This is a genomic window from Chryseobacterium mucoviscidosis (genome assembly GCF_002177115.1).
Taxonomy (GTDB): Bacteria; Bacteroidota; Bacteroidia; order Flavobacteriales; family Weeksellaceae; genus Chryseobacterium; species Chryseobacterium mucoviscidosis.
Window position 1 is genome coordinate 1 of sequence record NZ_MVAG01000162.1, and the last position, 985, is coordinate 985.

Sequence of the window (985 nt, forward strand, 5' to 3'; positions counted from 1 at the left end):
TTGAATATCCGTTTTCTAACCTAAAGCTGTGATATTAGCAATAATCAGCCTTTCAAATAACTTTTCTCCAAAATATCTTCGATTTAACTTGTAAATAAACTCATTGAGATAGAGTTGGAGGTATTTTCTCTTTATTTTATGGTAATTACCAAGAAGATTTCTTTTGGCATTACTGATAGCAATATGAACCCATTTTAAGGTTTCTTCTGTGGTTTCTTTTGAACTTTTTTCCATAATATGAAGTTCTACAAAATCTGCAATGTCCACATAAGAGGTACTTTTATCAGTAAAAATAATACTTTGATTATCAATGGATTCTTGAATAGTCTCATTGATTTCTTCGCCGCTGTGACTATCTAAAACTTTCGCTTTAAAGAAGCGGACTTGCTTTTCCGTTTTTCCTGTTCTAATATCTTCTAACGGTGTAGACTCCGCCATCATTGCGACATTTTGCTTCCCAACTGCACCTTTTCCACGAAGTCCTTTTTGTTGTTCTATCTCGCTAGACTCTACTGTAAAATAGGCTTCGTCAAACTCTATCATCCCTTCTAAAGTATATCGTGCATCACGGTTTCCCATTGCTTTGCGAAGTTTGTGAACCATTGCCCACACGGGCTCATATCTCTTTAATCCCAATTGTTTTTGGATTTCTTTTGCGGAAAAGCCTTTCTTTGTAACACTCATCAAAAACATCGTTTTATACCAAATCAAGAACGATAAGTTAGAGTTTTCCATAATGGTTCCTTTACGTAGGGAAGTTCTGTATTTACAGCTCTTACATTCATAGCTCCACTTGTCTTGTTTCCAATAATGCTGTTTGTTTCCACATTTCAAACAATTTATACCTTGCAAATCTCTCTGTTCTTTGAAGTGGTGACGGCAATCTTCCTCTGTCCCAAAATGAGCACTAAAACTAAATATATTCATCTTAAACAATTGACTATACGCAAATTTACTAAATTTAGGTGAAATTACGGATATTCAA

Annotated in this window: 1 protein-coding gene; it reads right to left on the bottom strand. The window is 34.5% G+C overall.

Annotation, left to right across the window (positions count from 1 at the left end; genetic code table 11):
- Window positions 1–15: 15 nt before the first annotated feature.
- Window positions 16–927 (bottom strand): IS1595 family transposase, encoded by a 912-nt coding sequence (locus B0E34_RS19205; RefSeq protein ID WP_087712094.1) that lies wholly within the window; start codon window positions 925–927, stop codon window positions 16–18.
- Window positions 928–985 lie beyond the last annotated feature (58 nt).

Bases quoted from the DNA above. Each gene is read 5' to 3' on its own strand.
- B0E34_RS19205 (WP_087712094.1), bottom strand. From the start codon at position 927: ATGAATATATTTAGTTTTAGTGCTCATTTTGGGACAGAGGAAGATTGC.